Annotated in this window: 15 protein-coding genes and 2 tRNA genes; 3 read left to right on the forward strand and 14 right to left on the reverse strand. The window is 63.2% G+C overall.

All coding sequences use genetic code 11. The features are described from left to right. Window position 1 precedes the first annotated feature (1 nt). The 3 genes from DW195_RS06060 to DW195_RS06070 all read left to right on the forward strand — a co-directional run bounded on the left by DW195_RS06060 (window position 2) and on the right by DW195_RS06070 (window position 3,331). Window positions 2-1,357: an NAD(P)/FAD-dependent oxidoreductase gene (locus DW195_RS06060; protein WP_199576321.1), complete on the forward strand. Its 1,356-nt coding sequence runs from the start codon at window positions 2-4 to the stop codon at window positions 1,355-1,357. A 3-nt stretch (window positions 1,358-1,360) separates the two neighbouring features. Then, the gene (locus DW195_RS06065; RefSeq protein WP_118206163.1) at window positions 1,361-1,759 is read left to right on the forward strand and encodes a DUF1667 domain-containing protein; all 399 of its coding nucleotides are present in this window, start codon (window positions 1,361-1,363) and stop codon (window positions 1,757-1,759) included. Window positions 1,760-2,242: 483 nt separating this feature from the next. Next, window positions 2,243-3,331, forward strand: coding sequence for a Xaa-Pro peptidase family protein (locus tag DW195_RS06070; RefSeq protein ID WP_118206164.1), 1,089 nt, complete (start codon window positions 2,243-2,245; stop codon window positions 3,329-3,331). Window positions 3,332-3,680: 349 nt separating this feature from the next. Here DW195_RS06070 and DW195_RS06075 read toward each other — a convergent pair whose 3' ends face one another. The 14 genes from DW195_RS06075 to selA all read right to left on the reverse strand — a co-directional run bounded on the left by DW195_RS06075 (window position 3,681) and on the right by selA (window position 22,216). After that, complete coding sequence (locus DW195_RS06075; protein WP_118206165.1) at window positions 3,681-5,024, reverse strand: folylpolyglutamate synthase/dihydrofolate synthase family protein; 1,344 nt, start codon at window positions 5,022-5,024, stop codon at window positions 3,681-3,683. Between the two features lie 245 nt (window positions 5,025-5,269). Beyond that, window positions 5,270-7,966 (reverse strand): valine--tRNA ligase, encoded by a 2,697-nt coding sequence (locus DW195_RS06080; RefSeq protein ID WP_118206166.1) that lies wholly within the window; start codon window positions 7,964-7,966, stop codon window positions 5,270-5,272. 211 nt (window positions 7,967-8,177) lie between these two features. Further along, window positions 8,178-9,584 carry an ATP-dependent Clp protease ATP-binding subunit ClpX gene (gene clpX, locus DW195_RS06085; protein ID WP_118206167.1) on the reverse strand — a complete coding sequence of 469 codons (1,407 nt, stop codon included), beginning with the start codon at window positions 9,582-9,584 and terminating at the stop codon, window positions 8,178-8,180. A gap of 1 nt (window position 9,585) precedes the next feature. After that, window positions 9,586-10,206, reverse strand: coding sequence for an ATP-dependent Clp protease proteolytic subunit (locus DW195_RS06090; RefSeq protein ID WP_022095182.1), 621 nt, complete (start codon window positions 10,204-10,206; stop codon window positions 9,586-9,588). A 162-nt stretch (window positions 10,207-10,368) separates the two neighbouring features. Next, window positions 10,369-11,670, reverse strand: a complete 1,302-nt coding sequence (gene tig, locus DW195_RS06095) for a trigger factor (protein WP_158567908.1) — start codon at window positions 11,668-11,670, stop codon at window positions 10,369-10,371. An 87-nt stretch (window positions 11,671-11,757) separates the two neighbouring features. Next, window positions 11,758-11,841: transfer RNA gene (locus DW195_RS06100), tRNA-Leu, on the reverse strand. Window positions 11,842-11,981: 140 nt separating this feature from the next. Next, window positions 11,982-14,813: a molybdopterin cofactor-binding domain-containing protein gene (locus DW195_RS06105; RefSeq protein ID WP_118206169.1), complete on the reverse strand. Its 2,832-nt coding sequence runs from the start codon at window positions 14,811-14,813 to the stop codon at window positions 11,982-11,984. Further along, window positions 14,813-15,715, reverse strand: a complete 903-nt coding sequence (locus DW195_RS06110) for a xanthine dehydrogenase family protein subunit M (protein ID WP_199576322.1) — start codon at window positions 15,713-15,715, stop codon at window positions 14,813-14,815. The genes DW195_RS06105 and DW195_RS06110 overlap by 1 nt, the downstream gene beginning before the upstream one ends. A 134-nt stretch (window positions 15,716-15,849) precedes the next feature. After that, complete coding sequence (gene gdhA / locus DW195_RS06115; RefSeq protein WP_118206171.1) at window positions 15,850-17,205, reverse strand: NADP-specific glutamate dehydrogenase; 1,356 nt, start codon at window positions 17,203-17,205, stop codon at window positions 15,850-15,852. A 257-nt stretch (window positions 17,206-17,462) separates the two neighbouring features. Next, window positions 17,463-17,858, reverse strand: a complete 396-nt coding sequence (locus DW195_RS06120; protein ID WP_118206172.1) for a DUF3343 domain-containing protein — start codon at window positions 17,856-17,858, stop codon at window positions 17,463-17,465. Window positions 17,859-17,873: 15 nt separating this feature from the next. Continuing rightward, a complete protein-coding gene (locus DW195_RS06125; RefSeq protein WP_158567909.1) occupies window positions 17,874-18,506 on the reverse strand; it encodes a molybdenum cofactor guanylyltransferase in 633 nt (210 codons plus the stop codon). 155 nt (window positions 18,507-18,661) lie between these two features. Further along, window positions 18,662-18,758, reverse strand: a tRNA-Sec gene (locus DW195_RS10405). A 36-nt stretch (window positions 18,759-18,794) separates the two neighbouring features. Continuing rightward, complete coding sequence (selB, locus tag DW195_RS06130; RefSeq protein WP_118206174.1) at window positions 18,795-20,762, reverse strand: selenocysteine-specific translation elongation factor; 1,968 nt, start codon at window positions 20,760-20,762, stop codon at window positions 18,795-18,797. Continuing rightward, entirely contained in the window at window positions 20,759-22,216 is a 1,458-nt protein-coding gene (selA, locus tag DW195_RS06135; RefSeq protein ID WP_199576323.1) for an L-seryl-tRNA(Sec) selenium transferase, read from the reverse strand. The genes selB and selA overlap by 4 nt, the downstream gene beginning before the upstream one ends. Between the last annotated feature and the right edge of the window lie 65 nt (window positions 22,217-22,281).

Genomic DNA, 22,281 nt, shown 5'->3' on the forward strand with positions numbered 1-22,281 from the left:
GATGGCGACGTTTGATAAGCGCGACGGACGAGCGGAGGCGAGCGCCGTGGCAAAGCAAGCCTTCGACGTGGTCGTTATCGGCGGCGGCCCCGCCGGCATGGCGGCCGCGCTGGCCGCGCATAAGGCCGGAGCGCGCGTGGCCATCGTGGAGCGCGAGCAGCACCTGGGCGGCATCCTCCGCCAATGCATCCACCCCGGCTTTGGCCTGTCGCACTTCAAACAGGAGCTCACCGGTCCCGAGTACGCGCAGCGCTTTATCGACCAGGTGCACGCAACCGACATTGCGCTGTTCCTGAACAGCATGGTGATTGGGATTGATTCAGGCAAGCCTGCTGAAGACGCCGCGGTCCATACCGTCACGCTCATGAGCCCCGCCGGCATGATGCAGCTCACCGGGCGCGCGATCGTCCTTGCCATGGGTTGCCGCGAGCGCACCCGCAGCGAGATCAAGATCCCCGGCAGTCGTCCCGCCGGCGTGTTTACGGCCGGCCTGGCGCAGCGATACATCAATATCGAAAACCTCAAACCCGGCTCGCGCGCCGTCATTTTGGGCTCTGGCGACATCGGGCTCATCATGGCACGCCGTTGCACGCTCGAGGGGATTTCGGTCGAGGGCGTGTACGAGCTCATGCCGTACGCCAACGGCCTGCGCCGCAACGTCAAGAACTGCCTGGACGACTTTGACATTCCACTGCACCTGTCCACCACCGTCACACGCGTGATCGGGCACGACCGCGTGGAAGCCGTTGAGGTGAGCCAAGTCGACGAGCGCCTGGCGCCCATTCCGGGGACCGAGCGCATCGTTCCGTGCGACACGCTGCTGCTTTCGGTGGGATTGATTCCCGAGAACGAGCTTTCGGTTGCCGCGGGCGTGGAGCTTGACCCACGCACGCGCGGCGCCGTAGTTGACCAGAGCCTCCAGACAGGCGTGCCGGGCATCTTTGCCTGTGGCAACGTGCTGCACGTGCACGACCTGGCCGACAACGTGACGACCGAGTCCGAGCGCGCCGGTGCAGCCGCGGCGGCGTACGCGCTGGGTGGCGGAGCCGAAACGAACGCGGTCGCGGACACGAGCTGCGAGCTCACGGTCTCCCCTGCCGGCATTGCGGGCTACGCGCTGCCGGGACGCATTACGGCTGTGGCGCTCACCAAGCTCAACTTCCGCGTACGCCGGCCGGTCGATACCGCTCGAGTACGCATCTTGGCCAACGGCGAAGAAGTGTTTGCGGGCAAAGTCCGCGCGTTTAAACCGAGCGTCATGGAAAGCTTCCCGCTGCCGGCTAAGGTGATTCAACGCGCACTCGACCTGGGTGCCAGCGAAATCGTCCTGTCCGTCGATCCCGTTGAGGAGGCATAGCTCATGAGTACGAATGTGACCGAGACGCTGCGGTTCAACTGCACCACCTGCCCATCCGAGTGCCTCCTGACCGTAGAGGTGGAGCACGACGCCAATGGCACCGTGGTGGAAGTGCGCTCCGTAACCGGTAACAACTGCCCGCGCGGCGATACGTTCGCACATCAAGAGCTCACCTGCCCCATGCGCGTGCTCACAACGACCGTGGCCGTCTCCGGCGGCGACGAAGCCCTTCTCCCCGTGCGCACGGCCGAAGCCATCCCGCTGGAGCTTCACGCCCAAGCTATGGACCTCATCCGCGGCCTAGAGGTCAAAGCCCCCATCCGCATGAGCGATGTAGTCCTCCCCAACCTCCTAGACACCGGTACCGACCTCATCGCCAGCATGGACATCGACCCTGCCTAAGCAGCTCATTTGGGACGGGGCTCTTTTAGCTACCCCGCCGTCCACCCCGCCCCTCCTCAATTGCGATGAAATAGCTCCTGATTTCCGCCAAAACCCCGGCATTCAGGAACTATTCCACCGCAACTATCCTTGGAATTGGTATTTAGCCTGTGCCTACTTTAGTGCCATTTCAAAACTATGCCGGATTACGGGGCTGATTCGGAGACTCCCATCCATACCGACATTTTTCGATTTTTGATAAGCCGTCTACCTGCGGTTTTAATTTCGCGATTATTGCCATGGTCAAGTAATACAGGCCCAGCCCCGTAATCCGCCATACTTTTGAAACCAGCCCATTTGGGACGGGTCTCTTATGACTACTTTTTCCCAAACGTTCGCTAGGCTGGCCATGCCAAGGAGTGTCCCCAAGTGCCGGCATAAAAGGAACGTCCCTAACTGCCGGGCATGGGATACCATGGTGACACCCTAGCGAAAGGATGTTTCATGGCACATGTCGATGACCAGCGTGTGGCGCGCGTGCTCGATGCGCTCGAGGCTCAGCACCCCGGCGCGCAGCTGCTCGTGAATGACCCGTGGTCGATTTACTATCTGACCGGCTTTTATGCCGATATGTTCGAGCGTTTTTGCGGCGTGCTGCTCGCGCGCGGTGCCGAGCCGGTGATCTTGGTCAACGCTCTGCATCAGCTGCCCGAGTACGACAATGCCCGCGTGGCCTACCACACCGATACCGACGTTGTGACCGACGCCATCGCACGCGAGGTCAATTCTGCCAAGCCCCTCGGCATCGATACCGTTATGCGCTCCGGCTTTTTGATGCCCCTTATGGATCGACACGCCGCGAGCAAGTTCTTCCTGGGTGACTTTGCCGTCACCGCCGCGCGCACCCACAAGGATGCCGCGGAGCAGGAGCTCATGCGCGCGTCCTCGGCCGCCAACGACGCCGTGATGGCCGACGCCATTAAGCTCGTACACGAAGGCGTAACCGAGCGCGAAATTGCCGACCAGATGCTCGGCCTGTATCGCAAGCACGGCTGCGAGGGCTTTAGCTTTCCGCCCATCGTGAGCTTTGGCGCCAACGCCGGAGACCCCCATCACGAGCCCGACGATACGGTACTCAAGCGCGGCGACGTGGTGCTGTTCGACATTGGCGGGCGTCATCGCAATTACTGCTCGGACATGACGCGCACGTTCTTTTGGGGCGAGCCGGACGAGGAGACCGCAGACATCTACGACATCGTGCGCCGCGCCAACGAGGCCGCCGAGGCGCTCATCGCACCGGGCGTGCGCATGTGCGACCTGGACCGCGCCGCGCGAGACGTAATTGAGGATGCGGGCTACGGCAAGTACTTTACGCATCGCTTGGGCCACTCAATTGGCCTGCAGGACCACGAGCCGGGCGATGTCTCGCTCGTTAACGAGCAGGTCGTAGAGCCGGGCATGACGTTCTCCATCGAGCCGGGCATCTACCTCCCCGGCCGCACCGGAGTCCGCATCGAGGACCTTGCCCTGGTCACCGAGTCCGGCGTCGAGATCCTCAACGCCTACCCCCACGACCCAGTCCGCCTAGACTAGGCAATGCGGCAAAGGGACAGCCCCTTTGCCGCATCACATGAACGCTGCCACAAAAACGGCCTATCTACTACGTTTAACCCGCATGTGTCGACCATAGCCGGGTTTTCGCAAAACCCGCAAGCCGTTTACCTGCGGTTTTAATTTCGCGATGTTCCGCGTGGTCGAGGGTAACCGGTCAAACGTAGTAGATAGGCCAATTTCGTGGCAAGCGAGTCAACTCGGGGCACAGGGCAGCCAAAAAAGCCCCGTCCCAAAATGACTGCTTTTGAGTTGCGGTGATATACGGACTGTTTGAGGCTTATGACTTGTAAAACAGTCCGTATTTCACCGCAACCGATAAGGGGATGGGTTAACGGAGCAGGCCTGCCACTTCGCCGGCTAGGGTGATGGTGCCTGCTGCTACGAAAGGCTCGCCCGCGGCATCGAAGGCGGCGAGAGCCTCGGATACGCTGGGGTATACGCCCGCGAGCTTATCGGCATCCACCAGGGTAGCAAGCTCCTCCGCCGGCAGGGCGCGGTCGGAATCGGTCTGCGTCACGGCCACGCGTGGGAAAGCCGGAACAAGCACGTCGACGATGCCCGCCACGTCCTTGTCTGCCAGCGCGGCGCACAGCAGCGTGGGGCGATTCTCTACGCACGGGTCGATCTCGTCCAGTGCGCTCACAAAGTTCTCGCAGCTCTGGGGATTATGGCAGGCGTCGATCAACTTGAGCGGATCGGTTCCCAGCACATCAAAGCGACCCGGCGTGGGGCAGCCCATAAGAGAAGCATCAAGCGTATCGTGATCGAGCTCGCGGCCCAGATAGCCCTCGCAGAGCATTATCGCGCACGCGGCATTCTGCGGCTGATAGGCCGGCTTAACCATGCTCGACGTATAAATCGCGCGCGGCGTGGTACAGCTGAACTCCACCGTATCGCCCACATGCGCCGGCACCTTGGTCGTGGCGTGGCTCACCACGAGCGGCACAATGCCGCACTCGCGACAACGAGCATCCATCACGCGCTGAACACTCGCCTCATGCGTACCCTCGCCCAAAACAACCAGGCGCCCGGGTTTGATAACCGCAGCCTTCTCCCCCGCAATGGCCTCGAGCGTATCGCCCAAAATACGTGTGTGATCGAGCCCGATGCCCGTAATGGCAACGGCGACGGGATCGGTCGCACTTGTGGCGTCCCAACGCCCGCCCATACCAACCTCGAGCACGGCAACGTCCACCGCAGCCTCGGCAAAAACCACCAGTGCGGCAGCCGTCAGCAGATCAAACGGCGTGATGGTATAGGCACGCTCCCCCGCCGCCACACGACGAGCATTCACGCGATGCCCCGCCTCGACGGCGGCAGAAACGCCACGGGCAAAGGCCTCGTCGCTCACAACGCGTCCATCGACCTCCATGCGCTCGGGATAGCGCACAAGCTGCGGCGATGTATACAGCGCGGTCTTTAGCCCCTCGCCACGAAGGATAGCAGCCGAAAAGCGCGTAGTCGAAGTCTTGCCATTGGTACCGGCAACCTGGATGCAATCGAAATACTCATCCGGACGCCCCAGCTCATCGAGCATATCGACAACCGTCTCAAGCAGAGGCCCAGCATCCCCAGAAATCCGCCCCGTATCAGCAGCAAGCCCGACAGCTTCATCAAACGAAAGCAACTCAAACTCAAAAGGAACGGTATACAAGCCAGAACGCTTAGGCATTTTCAGAACCGCCATTCATAGAAAAATAAAACAGTATAGGTTGAGGATAGTCAGCGAAAACGCCTCTGATGAGCCAAGGTGCCGTGAAACAAGGGCGCATAGGGCTTATGCCCATGCGCCCGAAGTTGAACGGCAGATTGGCCATCAGAGGCGTTTGCAGCGTCGAGCCAGCCGCCGTTCGTTAGAACGGCGGAATAGGTGTCCGCAGTAGCGAGCAAAGCGTCGGGACGCGCCCCCCGTAAGCTCTACGAGAAGTCAGCAACCTGAGCAGTCAGCGCCGCCAGGATCTCCTTGAGCTCAGCTGCACGGTCCCTCTTCTTCTGGACCACCGCGGGCGCGGCCTTGGCCACAAAGCCCTCGTTGGCCAGCGTCTTCTCGCAGCCGGCAAGCTCCTTCTGGGCCGCGGCAATCTCCTTCTCCAGGCGCGCCTTCTCGGCCGAAAGGTCAACCTTGCCCTCGAGCACCACAAAGACCTCGACGCCGCTATCGACCACGGCAATGCTCGCAGCCGGCTTCTCGACGTCGGTACCCATAACCAGCGAGGCGGTGTTCGCCAGCGGCTCGATGGTCGAGCGCAGGCTCTCGAGCTTCTCAATGTCCTCGGAGCCGGCGCGCACGACCACGTCGAGCTCGGCCTTGGGGCTCAAGCGGTAGCGCGAACGCGTGGCGCGAGCAGCGGAAACGACAGTGCGGCACAGCTCAAACGCGCGCTCGGCGGGCTCGTCGACGTACTTGGCGTAGTCGGCGGGCTCGGGCCACTTGGCGATCATGAGCGCCTCGGCGCGATCCACGTTGCCCTCGGAATCCAGGTCGAGCACGCTCGCCGGCATGTTGTCCCAGATCTCCTCGGTGACAAACGGCATGAGCGGGTGCATCAGGCGAATGGAGGTGTCGAGCACAAAGATCAGGTTGCGCTGGGCCTGCAGACGGCCCTCGCCCTTCAGGCGGGCCTTGGTTACCTCAACGTACCAGTCGCAGACCTCGTTCCAGAAGAACTGCTGCACGCCGCGGGCCATGTCGCCAAAGGTGTAGTTCTCGATACCCTCGGTGACCATCTTGACGGCCTTGGCCAGGCGGCTGAACATCCAGGCGTCGGCCGGCGTCTCCACGACGGGCTCGCCGGGTGTGTAGCCCTCCATATTCATAAGCAGGAAGCGGCTGGCGTTCCAGATCTTGGTTACAAACGACTTGGCCTGGTCGGTACGCGGACTGTCGATGAGCTTCTTGGTCTTCTTGTCGATGTTCGCGTCGAACTTGACGTCCTGGTTGTTGGTGCACAGTGTGAGCAGGTTATAACGCATGGCGTCGGCACCGTACATGCCAATGAGGTCCATGGGGTCAACACCGTTTCCCTTGGACTTGGACATGCGGCTGCCGTCCTTGGCAAGGATCGTCGGATAGATAACGACGTCCTTAAACGGCACCTCGTCCAGGAAGTACAGCGAGCTCATGACCATGCGGGCGACCCACAGCGCGATGATGTCGCGCGCGGTGACAAGCGCCGTCGTGGGGTGATGGCCCTCGAGCAGCTCCGGCTTTTGCGGCCAGCCCTGCGTGGCGAAGGTCCACAGCTGCGAGCTGAACCAGGTGTCCAGCACGTTCTCGTCCTGATGCACGTGATGGCCGCCGCACTTGGGGCACACGTCGGTGTCCTCGGTCAGGGCGTCCTCCCAGCCGCAGTCCTCGCAGTAGAACACGGGAATGCGGTGGCCCCACCACAGCTGGCGGCTGATGCACCAATCCTTGAGGTTCTCCATCCAGGTGGTGTAGGTCTGCGTCCAGCGCGCGGGGTGGAAGGTGACCTTGCCGGAGTTGACGGCGTCGAGCGCTGGCCCCTTGAGTTTGTCGACGGCGACGAACCACTGCTCGGACAGCCACGGCTCCAGCGCGGAGTCGCAACGGTAGCAGTGCATGACGGAGTGATCGAGGTCCTCGACGTGATCGAGCAGGTCGTGCTCCTCGAACCACTTGATGACGGCCTCGCGACACTCGTCGCGGTTCATGCCGGTAAACTCGCCATAGCCCTCGACGACCACCGCGTGCTCGTCGAAGATGTTGATCTGCGGCAGGTCATGGGCCTGACCCATGGCGTAGTCGTTGGGGTCGTGAGCAGGCGTGACCTTGACGAAGCCGGAACCGAAGTTGGCGTCGACGTGCCAATCCTCAAAGATGGGGATCTCACGGTTGACGATCGGCAGCATGACAGTCTTACCCACGAAGGCGGCCTTCTCGGGATCCTTCGGGGAAACGGCAACGCCCGTGTCGCCGAGCATGGTCTCGGGACGCGTAGTGGCGACGACGATGTAGTCCTGGCCGTTGACCGGCTCGGTCAGCGGGTAGCGCAGGTGCCACAGGTGGCCCTTCTCGTCCTTGTACTCGGCCTCGTCGTCCGAGATGGCGGTGGTGCAGTTGGGGCACCAGTTGACGATGCGCTTGCCACGGTAGATCAGGCCGTCGTGGTACCAGTCACAGAAGACCTTACGCACGGCCTGGGCGTAATCCTCGTCCATGGTAAAGCGCTCGTTGTCGAAGTCGACGGAGCAGCCCATGCGCTTGATCTGCTCGACAATGATGCCGCCGTACTCGTGGGTCCAGTCCCAGCAGGCGTCGACAAACTTGTCGCGACCGATCTCCAGGCGGCTGATGCCCTCGCTCTTGAGCTTCTTGTCGACCTTGGTCTGCGTGGCAATACCGGCGTGATCGGTGCCCAGCACCCAGCGCGTGGACTTGCCGCGCATGCGAGCCATACGGACGATGGCGTCCTGGATGGAGTCGTCGGTGGCGTGGCCCATGTGGAGCTTGCCGGTCACGTTGGGAGGCGGAATGGTGACGGTGCAGTCGCCCACGCCCTCGCGGCGCTTGTAGTAGCCACCGTCGAGCCACTTCTGCAGGATCGCCGGCTCGTTGGTCGACGGATCGTAATTCTTGGGCATCTCTTCCATATATCTCTCCCTGTCCCGCCGGGGAGGAATGTAGGCCCGCCAGGGTCTGCATTCCTCCCCTTAGGTATCGATTACTTCAGTCTGATATGACTTCGCTGAGGCTTAAACAAACACACAGAATAACACAGGTAGTTGGGGTTATTGCGTATATATAAAATAGCCTCCGACCGCGGGTGGTCGGAGGATATTTGCAAACACGCTTTATGCAGGTTTAGCCGTAGATGCGCTGGGGCTGTTCTTCGCCCTTTACGGAGGCTTCGGTCACGATGACCTTGGAAACACCCTCCTCGCTGGGCAGGTCGAACATCGTCTGCTGCAGCACGTCCTCGCAGATGGAACGCAGGCCGCGGGCGCCGGTCTTGCGGGCAAGCGCCATGCGGGCGATCTCGTGCAGGGCGGCGTCCTCAAACTCAAGCTCAACGTCCTCGAGCTGGAACATCTTGCGGTATTGACGCACAACGGCGTTCTTAGGCTCGGTCAGGATCGACACCAGGTCGTCCTCGTCGAGCGCCTGCGTCTGGGTGACGACGGGAGTGCGGCCCACGAACTCGGGGATCATGCCAAAGGCGTTGAGGTCCTGCGGGAGCACCTGACGCAGCAGGTCGTTCTCGTCGACCGAGGTGGGGCCGGCGATCTCGGAGTTAAAGCCTACGCCCTTGTTGCCCACGCGATCGGCAATGATCTTATCCAGACCCACAAAGGCACCGCCGCAGATGAACAGGATGTTCGTCGTGTCGATCTGCAGCAGCTCCTGCTGGGGATGCTTGCGGCCGCCGGTGGGCGGAACACTGGCCACCGTGCCCTCAAGAATCTTAAGCAGCGCCTGCTGAACGCCCTCGCCCGAAACGTCGCGGGTAATGGAGAGGTTCTCGGCCTTGCGGGCGATCTTGTCGATCTCGTCAACATAGATGATGCCCACCTGAGCGCGCTCAATGTCGCCATCGGCAGCATTGATAAGCTTGAGCAGGATGTTCTCCACGTCCTCGCCCACATAGCCGGCCTCGGTGAGCGCAGTGGCATCGGCGATGGCAAACGGCACCTCGAGGATGCGCGCGAGCGTCTGAGCGAGCAGGGTCTTACCGGTACCGGTGGGACCGAGCAGCAGGATGTTGGACTTGGCGAGCTCTACCTCGTCCATATCGTCGTTGAGCTGCGAGCCCATGCCGTCGTCAAAGGCAGACACCGCGGCGCCGCCCTCGATCACGCGGCGATAGTGGTTGTACACGGCAACCGACATGGCGCGCTTGGCGTCCTCCTGACCCATAACATAGGCCGAAAGCTCGTCATAGATCTCGTGCGGCGTCGGCACGTGCGTGATGACCTGGCGGTCGTCCTCGAGCTCAAAGCCCTCGGCCTCGGGGTCCACGGCGGGCTGCCCAGCAGCCTGGCCGTGGTCGTTGAGGAAGCCCGGCAGCTTGCCGTTGCGGGCAGCGTCCATAAAGTCCGAAGCCAGCGACTCCTCCAAGATCTCGGAGCAGGCGGCGACGCACTCGTCACAGATAAAGATATTGGTCGGACCCTTTACGAGGCGACGGACCTGGCCCTGCTCTTTTCCGCAGAAGGAGCAGCGGATGGGGTTACCGTTCTCGTCAAAGTTGTCCTGCATGTTTCCTGCCATCCTAGGCGTCCTTCGCGGCGAGGTCGCGCGAGGTAACGATACGGTCGATCAGGCCGTAGTCGAGGGCCTCGGCAGCGGTCAGGTAGTTGTCGCGCTCGGTATCGGCCTGGACCTTCTCGATGGGCTGGCCCGAGGCATCGGACAGGATCTGGTTGAGCTCGCGGCGGGTCTTCTTGATCTCCTCGGCCACGATCTCGATCTCGGTCTGCTGACCTTGAGCACCGCCGCTGGGCTGGTGAATCATGACCTTGGAGTGCGGCAGGCAGAAGCGCTTGCCCTTGGCGCCGGCCGAAAGCAGCACGGCAGCCATAGACGCGGCCATACCGACGCAGATGGTGGAGACCTGCGGCTTGATGAAGTTCATGGTGTCAAGAATCGCCAGGCCAGAGTAAACCTCGCCACCGGGCGAATTGATGTAGAGCGAGATATCCTTCTCGGCATCCTGGCTCTCAAGATGCAGCAGCTGGGCAACGACCAGGTTGGCGCTGACGGAGTTAATCTCCTCGCCCAAGAAGATGATGCGGTCGTTGAGCAGGCGCGAATAGATATCGTAGCTGCGCTCGCCGCGCGGCGTCTGCTCGATAACGTATGGCACGAGGGCGGAATCGAACTTAGCGATCATACGCATCTCCATTTCTCTTACGGACCAATAATGGTTCTAGACAAACGTACGGTGCCCGCATGCTATGCATTGGCTGGCACCGTACGAAGCAACCGGATAACCGGTGTATAACTTTACCCCATCACGGGCGCACGCATGCGCTCGTGGGCAAGGTGGCGAGAATTACTCGGCGTCCTTGGCGGTCTCGTCGACCTCGGTCACCTTGGCGTTCTCGACCAGGTGGTCGACGGCCTTGGAGCGACGGATGGACTCGCGAACGGCAGGCATGCGGCCATCGGCGATGAACTCGGCCTTGGAAGCCTCGACGTCCTTGACGCCGGCCTTCTCGAACTCGGCGTTGATGTCGTCCTCGGTAACCTCGATCTTGAGCTCACGGGCGAGAGCGTCGAGCGCCAGGGACTCACGGGCAACGTCGTTGGCCTGCTTGTGCAGGTCGCCGATGAACTGCTCCATGGTCAGACCGGAAGCGGGCAGCCAGGTGTCCAGCGTCATGCCGCGGGCAGCGAGGTTGGACAGGAAGTTCTGGCCAAGCTCCTCAAAGACGGACTGCTCGTAGTCGGCATCCATCTCGTCGAGCTGCAGGCGCTCGGCGAGAGCGGAGACGCAACGGTTCTCCTTCTCGGCCGGGAGGCGGGAAGCCTTGTCCTGCTCGATCTCGATCTTGATGGCGTCGCGCATAGCGTCGATGCTGTCGAAGCCAAAGTCGGACTTGACGAGCTCGTCGGTGAGCTCGGGGGTGTTGCGGACCTTGATGCCCTTGACGGTGACCTCGACGGTGTGGGTCTCGGCCTCCTCGCCCTCCTCAGCCTCGTCGGTCCAGGTGACGGACTTGACGTCGTCAACGTTGGCGCCGATCAGAGCCTCGTTGAACTCAGCGGGGTTGCTGTCGCTACCGGCGATGAGCATGCGGCCCTCGGCGGCGAAGTTATCAGCGTTCTCGACGGCCTTGAGGTCGACGGTCACATAGTCGTCAGCCTCGACGACGCGGCCCTCGACGTCCTCGAAGGTGGCGCGGTAGTTGAGGAGCATCTCGACCTGGTTGTTGATCTCGGACTCGGTGACCTCCGCAGGGGGCATCTCGATCTCGACGGCGTCGAAGGAGGAGAGCTCAGCGGCGGGACGCAGGGAGAACTCGACGGTGTAGGTGTAGTCCTCGTGATCCTTGGCGAGGTCGAGCTCCTTGTAGTCACCGTTCTTGGTGGGGACGATGTCCAGCTCGTTGAGGACGGCGGGCTCGTTAGCGGCGATCAGGTCGTTGGTGGCCTGAGCGAGGGTAGCCTCGGCGCCAAGAGCAGAGTCGATGACCGGACGGGGGGCCTTACCAGCGCGGAAGCCCGGGAAGCGATACTTCTTGGCGGTGTCCTTGTAGGCCTTCTTGATCGCGGCGTCGACGTCGGCGGCCGGGATGGTGACCGTAGCGGTGAGCTTGGCGTCCTTGACGTCAGAAGCGGTGATGTTCAACACGTTCCTCCTCATACTGCCCAGCTTATCTGAGGTGCTGGTACCTTTATGCAACAAACGTCGCGAGGGCATAAGCCGACGCGGGTGCGTTGGTGCGGGCGAAAGGACTCGAACCTTCACGGGAATCCCACCAGAACCTAAATCTGGCGCGTCTACCAATTCCGCCACGCCCGCATGAGCGCACAGATTAGAAATGATAGCAGATACGAGCGACAAGCGCACGCACACGTTTTACAGGCTCACGACCTCACCACGAGTGCAAAAGGCGGGACGAGTTGCCCCGCCCCGCCCATTACGACTTGTTCGTCGACCCGCTACTCCCCCAGCAGAGCCTTCTCGGGCGTGATGGGCAGCGAGCGTACCTGATGTCCGGTGGCGTGTGCCACGGCCGAGGCCACGGCGGCGAGCGGCGTGTTGATGACGACCTCGCCGATCGACTTGGCACCAAACGGACCCGTCGGCTCGTAACTCGGCTCAAAGGCCACGCGGATGCTGCCGATATCCAGGCGCGTGGGCAACTTGTAGCTCATAAAGTTGCCGGTGCGCAGGCGACCGCGGTCGTCGTGCTCGACGATCTCGTAGAGCGCGTGGCCAATACCCTGGGCAATGCCGCCCTCGGCTTGGACGCGCGCGAGCGCCTCGTTGATAACGGTGCCGCAGTCCACAGCCGCAGCGTAGTCCACCACGGTCACCTTGCCGGTGGCCTTGTCGACCTCGACCTCGGCAATGCCGGCCATAAACGGCGGAGGCGAAACGGGCAGGCAGGCAGAGGCATGCGAGGTGAGCGCGTCGCCGCCTGCGATGTTCTTGACGCACAGGTTGGCAAAGTCGCGCAGCGTGAGGTAGCGGTTCTGCTCGCGCGCTGCACGCTCGTCGGACAGGCGCACATACTGACCATCAAAGACCACATCGGCGGCTTCCACGTCCCACATCTGGGCGGCCTTGGCGCAAATCTTCTCACGCAGCTCGGTCGCGGCGTTCTTGGCGGCAAGGCCCGTCACGTACGTGCCCGAGCTCGCGTACGAGCCGGCGTCGAACGGCGACACGTCGGTGTCCACGCCGCGCACCACAATGAGCGAGCTTTCAACGCCCAGCTCCTCGGCGGCAATCTGCGCCAGGATCGTATCGACACCCATGCCGTTATCGGTGGCGCCGGTGCCGATGGTAACGAAGCCGTCCTCTTCCAGGCGCATGTCGATGCCGGCGATGTCGACGTTGGAAATGCCCGAGCCCTGCATGGTGAGCGCGCAACCCAGGGCGCGCACACGGTCGCCCAGGTCCACGGCCAGCGGCTTGTCACGCCAACCGATCATGTCCATCGCGCGCAGCAGGCAGCGGTCGAGTGCGCAGGCGTTAAGCTTCTCGTTGTAGTACTGCGGCATGATCTCGCCCTCGCGCACGATGTTCTTAAGGCGCAGGTCGGCGGGGTCCATGTGCAGCATGTCGGCGAGCTCGTTGACGGCGCTCTCCACGGCAAACTGGCCCTGGGTGGCACCGTAGCCGCGATACGCGCCGCCGCGGTTGGTATTGGTGTAGACGGCGTCCCAGCTAAAGCGGCTCGCCTTCACATGGTTGTAGATGGGCAGGCTCTTGTGGCCCGAAAGGCCGATCGTCGTGGTAGCGTGCTCGCCGTACGCGCCGGCGTTGGACAGCGTGTGCAGATCGATGGCCGTAATGGTGCCGTCGTTCATGGCGCCCAGCTTAACGGTCATCTGCATCTGGTGACGCGAGTTGCCCGCGGTGATGGTCTCCTCGCGGGTGTAGCAGCAGTAGCTCGGACGGCCGGTCTGCTGAGTGACAAACGCCACGAAGATCTCGCAGCAGCCCGTCTGCTTGGAGCCAAAGCCGCCACCGATGCGCGGCTTAATGACCTGCACCTGCGACTGCGGAATGTCGAGCGACTGCGCGACCATGCGGCGCACGTGGAAGGGCACCTGCGTCGAGGTGGTCACCGAGATGCGCCCAAACGCGTCGGTCGTCGCGAAGGCGCGGAAGGTCTCCATGGGCGCAGTCTGCGTGGCCTGGCTGGTGTAGGTGCGCTCAAAGACGATGTCGCTCTGGGCGAAGGCCTCGTCAAGATCGCCAAAGTCGCTCGTGCCGCTGCATACCAAGTTGCGCGGGACGTCGCCGCCCTGCGGGAACATAAAGGTCACGTCGCCCTCGGGGTGGACCACGATGTCGTTATCGAGTGCCTGGGTAAAGTCGAGCAGGGGCTCGAGCACCTCGTAGTCGACCTTGATGAGCTTGAGCGCCTTGTCGGCGGCCTCCTCGGTTTCGGCGGCAACGATCGCCACCTCCTCGTTTTGGTAGCGCACGAGGTTCTCGAGGATCAGGCGGTCGTAGGGCGAAGGCTGCGGATAGCTCTGACCGGCGATGGTAAAGCGGCGCTTGGGCACGTCCTCATAGGTGTAGACGCCCACGACGCCGGGCACCTTCAGGGCGCGCGACGTATCGATGGAGCGAATCTTGGCGCGGGCATACGGGCTTCGCTTGAGTTTGACGATGAGCGCGCCGGCGGGCACCATATCGCCCGTGTAGACGGGACTGCCCTCGAGCAGAGCCTTCGAGTCCTTCTTGGGCTGCTTGTGGGTAATCTGCTTGTAGGTGACGCCGTCGCAGCTGGTGTCGTTGACCGGCAGCTCGGGCATCTCAAAGCCCACCTGCACGCCAGACTCGTTGAGGAAGCGGACGATGGCGCGCAGCTGGCTCTCATAGCCGCTGCAGCGGCAGAGGTTGCCGGCGAGCTGGCGCGAGAGCTCCTCGCGCGTGGCGACGAGGCTCGGGTCCTCCTTGGCGGCACGGGCGAGCGCCAGCACGTTCATGATGAGGCCGGGGGCGCAAAAACCGCACTGCTCAGCGCCTTCGGCAGCCATCGCACGGGCGAGAGCCTCGGACTCGGCCTTAAGGCCCTCAAGCGTGGTGATGGTGTGTCCCTCAACACGGGCGGCGGGAACCGAGCAGCTCAGCACCGGGTCGCCGTCGAGCCACACCGTGCACAGGCCGCAGTTGGTGGTCTCACAGGCGCAGCGCACCGACGCACAACCCTGCTCGCGTAACAGTGCAAAAAGCATGGTGTCGGGGGCAATCTGAACCTTGACCTTGCGGCCGTTGAGCGTAAAGGAAAGATCGATGAGTTTGGCAGCCATTAGCGCACCTCGCTAGAATCGACGCCGGGCACGCGGCGGCAGGAATACTCGTCCGTGGCAAACTTAGGAATCTGCACGCCCTCGAGCTCGCGGGCAAGCGCGGCCGAAAGCTCGATGCCGGCGGCGCGGCGCACGGCCTGGACGGCGAGCGGGGCCGAGATGCGGCGGCGGTAGTCGGCCGAACCCCACAGGTTGGTGCCGTAGCTCAGCGCGCGCACGGATGCGGCCAGGGCGCGAAGCTCGTCCTCGGAAGGCTGCTCGCTGGTGAGGCCGCATGCCTCGCCCTGCAGCAAGGTCGCACGCAGCGGGCGGGCGCCCACGGTGACATGCCAGCTGTTATCCCACCAGGCGGCGGTAACGTTTAGGGAGGGGAAGTCGGTCGCGGCCTTGCGTACGGCCTCGTAGCTCGCGCGGTAGTCGTGCTTGACGACCACGACGTGCTCGATTACGTCGCGCACGTAGCCCATGTTCACAAACTCGGCAAGCGGCACGCGCCCAGCGCCCGTCAGCTCAACGTACGAATCGAGCGCGAGGAAGGCGGAGAGCACGTCAGAGAAGCCAAAGCGACCGTAGATGCTGCCGCCCACCGTGGCGGTGTTGCGCAGCTGCACACCCACGATATCGTGGACGGCGAACTCAAAGACATGGTTGACAAGCGCGTTGAGCTCGGCATGGCGCTCGAGCTGGCGCAGGGTACACATGGCGCCGATGCGAAACTCGGTCTCGGTCTCCTCGATCTGATCGAGTCCACAGGCCGAAAGGTCAATCGCCGTCGCCACGCGACGCGAACCCAGGCGCATCCAGATGCCGCCGCCCACAATCTTATTGTTGCGGTTCTTCTGTAAGAGCTCATAGGCTTCGGCCGCGTTTCCAACACGGACGTAGGTACCGAACTTGAGCACGTTCTCCCCCATCTCTTCACTTGTCCAGTACCTCTAAGTGTACCAAACGAGAGCGCACGACCCTCACCGCCATAGAAAAAGGCTCCCAGCCGGAATGGTTGGGAGCCTTATAGCATGCTATGTCGAGCGAAGATTTAGCAGACGCCCTGGGCGAGCATGGCGTCGGCGACCTTCAGGAAACCGGCGATGTTGGCGCCCATGACAAAGTTGCCCTCCTGGCCATACTCCTTGGCGGTGTCGTCCACGTTGTGGAACATGCCGCGCATGAGCTGCTCGAGCTTGCCGTCGACCTCCTCGAAGGTCCAAGACAGGTGCTCGGCGTTCTGGCTCATCTCCAGGCCGGACACGAGCACGCCGCCGGCGTTGGCAGCCTTACCGGGCATAAAGGCGACGCCGTTCTTCTGGAAGTAAGTCGTGGCCTCGATGGTCGTGGGCATGTTCGCGCCCTCGCCGACCACCTTGCAGCCATTGGCGACGAGCGCCTGGGCGTCCTCGAGCAGCAGCGTGTTCTCGCGAGCGCAGGGCAGCGCGATGTCGCAGGGCAGCTGCCACACGCCGCGGCCGTCGCCCTCGTGCCACACGGCGTTGGGCTTCTCGTCAACGTACATGGCGAGCGTAACGCCCTTGTCGTGGCCGGAGCGCTTCTTGTTGTAGACATGCTCGAGCACGGTGTAGTCGATGCCGTCGGGATCCTCGACCCAGCCATGGGTGTCGGAGCAGGCGAGCACCTTGCCGCCGAGCTGGGCGACCTTCTGGACCGCGTAGATGGCGACGTTACCGGAGCCGTGAACGACGACGTTCTTGCCCTCGAAGGAGTCGCCGCGGCTCTTGAGGTACTCGTCCACAAAGTAGACCAGACCGTAACCGGTGGCCTCGGTACGGGCGAGCGAGCCGCCAAAGGAAAGGCCCTTGCCGGTAAGGACGCCGGTCCACTCGTTGGTCAGGCGCTTGTACTGACCGAACAGGTAGGCAACCTCGCGGCCGCCAACGCCCAGGTCGCCGGCGGGAACGTCGGTGTTGGGGCCAATGTGGCGATAGAGCTCGGTCATGAAGGACTGGCAGAAGTGCATGATCTCGTTGTTGGACTTGCCCTTGGGGTCAAAGTCGGAACCGCCCTTGCCGCCGCCCATGGGAAGGGTGGTCAGGCTGTTCTTGAGGATCTGCTCCAGGCCCAGGAACTTGAGCATGCCCAGAGTGACCGTCGGGTTAAAGCGCAGGCCGCCCTTGTAGGGTCCAATGGCAGAGTTGAACTCGACGCGGTAGCCGCGATTGACCTGGACCTTGCCCTGGTCGTCGAGCCAGGGGACACGGAACATAACGATGCGCTCGGGCTCGACGAGGCGCTCAAGCAGGGCAGCCTCCTCGTACTCGGGATGGGCGTCGAGCGCCGGCTGAATGGTGCCGAGAATCTCGGTCGCGGCCTGGATGAACTCAGGCTGCTCGGGATAGCGGGCCTTGAGCTCTTCGAGAACTTTCTGCGTGTAGCTCATGCTTCCTCCAATGATGGGAAACGAAAAATGTTGGTCGCGGCACCCCATGCGCCGCGAACTTTATCGAGTATGGATAATATCGCACTGTTGCAGCAAAGTTTCGCATAAGCCAACGAGCAGATGTTTCGTTTTGATTACGATGCAGGTAGAAGCGTTTTTGAGAGCCTGACGTGCAAAACCTGTGTTTCAAACCTGTTTCGTCCACGTGTTCCAAACCACCACATTGGGGACAGGCACCTTTGTGGTGATGTTGGCGGTTAGAGGACGAGCTGATGGTAGTCGGCGGGGGTTATGCGGCCTTCGGTGGCAGCGCGGAAGGTGGCAAGGGCATCGCCCGAGAACGGCATGGCCCAGCACAGCCCGCAGCCGGCGGTGATGGAGCCGGGCAGCGGCATGATGCGCCCGGGCACACCGGCGGCAAGGCACAGCTGCTCGCATTCCATCACATCGAAGGTGCTGTCAAACGACACGATAATCTTGCGCTCGTGGTCGAGGGCATCACCGGACGGGCCTTCGCGGTGTGCCTCGCGATACGCCGCGGCGGCCGCCTCCTCTTCCGTGGTATGTCCACAGCCACCGCAACCGCAGGTACAGTGTTCGGACCCGTCGCAAGTGCAAGGCTCTCCCGTGTCGGGACAAATATCGTGAGACATGGCAACTCCAATCGTCTAGGCGAGTAACTCGGCCGCCGCAAACTCCTCGGGCGTATTGACGTTCTCGAAGCAGAGCGTCGAACCGGCAACCTCGACAATCTGGGGCTCATCCAGATAGCCGGCATGGACCTGGTCGATCAAACAGCGGATGCGTTGGCGGTCCCGGTCGAGCAACTCACGGGCAACCGGCGCGCAAGCCTGGCGGCGCCACACGGCGCACAGCGGCTCAATCCCCCGCTCCTCGCGCGGGACGCACACATCGAGCGGGCCTTCCTTGACCCGATCAGAAAGCGCGCCGATCAGTTCTGGCGAGACGAACGGCATATCGCAGGCGACGATCGCCGCGAGGGGCAACCGAGCGGCAGCCAGCGAACTCGCGATGCCGCGCATGGCGCCCGCCGGCCCCTCAAGGTCCGACACTATTCGCGGCACCAGGCCGCCAAACGCGCGCTCCTCAAGGTAGGCAAGCTCGCTGGGACGCGAAGTCGTCACGACCAACTCGCCGGCAACTGGCGCCAGCCGACCCAGCACGCGTTCGATGAGCGGCTCGCCGCAAAACGCCATGCGAGCCTTATCACAGCCCATGCGCGAGGACAGCCCACCCGCTTGGACGACACAAGAAAGATCGGCACGTCTTACGGTAGTCATACGGCAAAACACCTCCATCGGCATGCTCGAAACCCGGCGCACGAAGCTAAATACAGCCACCGAAATAGCAGCGCTACGAAAAAGCTCGTGCAAAAACAAAACAGCGCCTTTGCGGCACGCAGCAAGACCGCGAGCACAAAAGCGCTGGTAGCATATGGCGGGAACGTATGTGAATCGAACACATCCAAGACGTTTTGCACGCCTCGCAACGGTTTTGAGGACCGCGGAGCCCACCGGAGCCCATCCGTTCCCAAGTGCGGCGGTATTTTACCAAACCGAGCAGCCGATCTAGCGCAGGGACCTCAGGCCGCCGGCCTCCTTGTCGAGCACCGTAAAGCGCACGGCATCCAGGTGCTCCAAGATGCTGATGGCACGTTTGCGCGACACGCCCAGAGCCTCACGCAGCACGCTCGCGGTGGCTGCGCCGCCGGCTGCCTCAATGGCGGCGGCGACGAGCTCACGCGCATGGGCCTCGGCGGCGGCAGACAGGGCAACGTCGCGCTCGACCTTAACGATCGAGCGATTGAGCGAAAGCTCGCGCAGGGCACGCGTCATGGTGTCGCGATCGAGCTGCAACTGCTCGCCCACTTCGGGCAACGTCGGTGCATCGAGGCCGGCTTCGTCCAGCAAGGCAACGATACGTTCGCAGGCCTCGCGCACCACACGCGCCGCGGCGGCAGCGGAGTGCGGGTCGAATACCTCGGCACCCTCGGCGGCACACACGCCACGCGAGCAGCCCTCGGCAATCAGAGCCGCGGCAACGCCATCATCAGCGGCAGGCCACGCAGCATGGGCAACGGCGCCGGGCGTAAAGCCCGTCTCCTTGGGAGCCGCCGCGTGCATGGCTGACAGGGTCGCCGCCAGTGAATCCATCGCGGCGTCGAGCACCACGGCGTCCGCCAAGAGGCCCGCATCGCACGCGGCAAGCTTGCGAACGGAGCCCTGCGCCACCAATCCGCGCAGTGCGGCATCGGCCTCGCCGACACCAAGATCCAAAGCCTCGGCAACATCAACCGCCGTAACCGGCAGCGTCTGCAGCGCCAGCCAAGCGCCCACACCGCCCGCGATATCGCCGGACTCGAGCGCCGCATACAGCGCACGCTCCCCTTCGGCAAGCTCGCGCGAGCGACGGCAGCGTGAAAGCAGCACGCGCCCGCCGCCAACAAGCATCACGGGCGAATAGGACAGCACCACGGCATGGTCCCCGGCACGTAGCGGCAGCGAGTTTTCCAGGCGCACCTGAACGATGCGGGTCTCGCCCACCGCCATGGGGGCCTCACCCTCCATGAACATGATGCGACCGACTACCTCGGCCGTACCCGCCATCACGTGCACACGCGCGCCCGACTCGAGCACGCGCGGCTTGGCTCCCTCGCGACCCAAATACGTAAACGTCATCATAAAGCGCATCGTCTGGCCAAAGCGGCCCGCCACGCCGAGCATCTCACCGCGATCGAGCGCGGCGACGCCATCGCCCACCAGGTTGAGCGCCACACGCTGTCCGGGCAGTGCTCGCGGCGTATCGCCATGCACCTGAATCCCGCGCACGCGACAGACCGTACGCGACGGCAGCGCGACGAGCTCATCCCCCACCGCGACGGGCGCATCGTGCAACGTTCCCGTCACCACGGTACCGGCGCCCTTGATCGTAAAGCAGCGATCGATGGGCAGACGCGGTGCGGCATCGGTGAGCTCGGCACGGGCACGGCAGGCACCCCAGCAAGCGGCAACCTGCTCGTCGAGCGCAGCCAGCAGGTCATCGATTCCCGCACCGGTCTTGGACGACACAGGCACGATCGGCGCTTCCGCAAACACGGTACCCGACAAAAAGTCATCGACATCGAGCTCGGCAAGCTCGGTCATCTCGGCGTCGGCCAGGTCGCACATCGTCAGCGCGACCACCATGTGTGTGACGCCCAGCAGCTCCAGCACATGCACGTGCTCGCGGGTCTGCGGCATCACGCCCTCGACGGCCGAAACCACCAGCACGGCCACGTCGATACCCGTGGCGCCCTGCACCATGGCGCGCAAGTAATGCGCATGGCCCGGCACGTCGACCAGGCCGACGATCTTGCCACTCGGCAGCGCCAGCTCGCCAAAGCCCAGCTCTACGGTCATACCGCGACGGCGCTCAACCTCCAGACGATCGGGATTCTTGCCGGTCAGCGCCTCGATCAGTGCCGACTTACCGTGATCGACGTGGCCCGCCGTGCCAACAATAACGGGACACTCCACCAGCGCTTGAACCTCACTCATCGAGCAATCGCCTTCTCAACGCACGCGACGAGCGTCGATGCCGCCGTCTCGATATCGCGGTCGCCCACAAGCGTACGGACGTCAAACAAAATGCGATCGTGCGAGGCGCGCGTGACGACCGGCGTATCGAAGTCTTGGACGAGCGAGCGCTTGAGCGCGTCGACGGACAGGCGCCCGTCGACCGGGCAGACGGCCACGCACATCGTGGGCAGCTCGACGGTAGGCAGCGAGCCGCCACCGGGGGTCGACGATTCCTCGGCAATCTCCACCTGCACGGCGCACGGGCAACCCGCCCTATCGAGGCCTGCCGTCATCAGCTCGCGCAGCTTGCGTGCACGACGCTCCAGATGAGCCTGTGGAAGCGTGAGCATGTTGAGCACCGGCACCTCGCGATGTGCCACATCCGCCCCATCCATGTAAATGCGCAGCGTAGCCTCGAGCGCCGCCAGTGCGAGCTTGCCCGGGCGCAGGGCACGCATAAGCGGATGCGACCCGCAGGCCTGGACCAGATCGCGACGACCCATGATAATGCCCGCCTGCGCGGCACCCAGCAGCTTATCACCCGAGCACGACACGATATCGAGCCCCGCCGAAACCGAAGCCGGCGTGGTTTCTTCGCCGCCGCGCACCAAGATGTCGTCGGGCAACAGCGCGCCCGAGCCCTGGTCCTCGTAGAACAGCAGGCCATGCTTGTGGGCCAGGGCGGCAAGCTCCCGAGAGCCCACCTCCTCGTGAAAACCCTCGATGCGATAGTTGGAAGGATGGACCTTCAGGATCATCGCCGTATCGGGCGTGATGGCTTGCTCATAATCAGCCAGGTGCGTGCGGTTGGTGGCGCCGACCTCGACGAGTTTGGCGCCCGAAGCCGCCATGACATCGGGGATGCGAAAGCTGCCGCCGATCTCGACAAGCTCGCCGCGGCTGACGATGACCTCCTTGTCTGCGGCATGGGTCGCCAGCACCAGCAGCACCGCGGCGGCATTGTTGTTGACCACGAGCGCGTCCTCGGCACCGGTGAGCGAGCGAATCAGCTGCGCGGCGTGCTCCTTGCGCGACCCGCGCGAACAGGTGTCCACACTGTACTCGAGCGTACTGTACCCGCGCGCAACCTCGGCCACGGCCTTTGCCGCCGACTCCGCGAGCGGGGCTCGACCCAGGTTGGTATGGATGACCACACCCGTGGCGTTGACGGCGGGGCGCAGGCTCGGCAGCGCAGAACGATGCGCGCGAAATTCAATGGCCGATGCCAGTTCGCGCTTAGAGCGTGGGGCAGCACCGGCGCGAATGGCGGCGCGCTCCTCGTCGAGCTCGGCCGTCACGGCAGCATGGACCACCGCGTCGCAGGTCTCCCCCACCGCCTTCACCACCGGCCACTCGGCGAGCAGCTCGTTGACGGAAGGAATGGCGCGCAGGCGGGCGCGTACCTCATCGGACATGTTCTGGCTATCGCTCATGTGCGGCCTTTCAAAACCAAAGGTGAATCAATCGTTCGAACGTCAAACTATCAGCCAATTCGATC

This window comes from Collinsella sp. AM17-1 (genome assembly GCF_003470665.1).
Lineage (GTDB): Bacteria > Actinomycetota > Coriobacteriia > Coriobacteriales > Coriobacteriaceae > Collinsella.